This is a genomic window from Psychrobacter sp. TB55-MNA-CIBAN-0194 (assembly GCF_040309505.1).
Taxonomy (GTDB): Bacteria; Pseudomonadota; Gammaproteobacteria; order Pseudomonadales; family Moraxellaceae; genus Psychrobacter; species Psychrobacter fozii.
In genome coordinates, this window is sequence record NZ_JBEOOW010000036.1 from 1 (window position 1) to 469 (window position 469).

General features: G+C 46.9%; 1 protein-coding gene. It reads left to right on the plus strand.

Annotated features, from left to right (window positions below):
* Positions 1-469, plus strand: a 469-nt coding sequence (locus AAEY75_RS14140; protein WP_352259915.1) for a lipid II flippase MurJ, incomplete at both ends; no start/stop codon positions are given.

Consider the following 469-nt stretch of genomic DNA (forward strand, 5'->3'; position numbering starts at 1 on the left):
GATTTGCTGATCAACCTGGTAAATTTGCCATCACCGCCGAGCTGCTGCGTCTTACCTTTCCCTATTTATTATTTATTTCTATGACCGCTTTTGCTAGCGGTATTCTGCAAAGCTACGGGCGTTTTGCTGCGCCCGCTTTTGCACCGGTGTTACTAAACTTGTGTATGATTGGCGGCGCATTAATTTTTGCCCCTATGTTCGATACACCGATTATGGCGCTTGGTTATGCCGTTGCAATCGCTGGTTTACTACAGCTCTTATTACAACTACCGCAGCTTTGGCAACAAAAGCTGCTGGTCGCACCCAAGGTCGACTTTCAGCACGAAGGCGTAAGACGTATTTTGAAGCTTATGCTACCTGCCATTTTTGGCGTCTCTGTCACTCAGATCAATCTGCTCCTCAATACCATTTTTGCCTCATTAATGATTGGCGGATCGGTTTCTTGGCTCTACGCGGCAGAACGTATGAG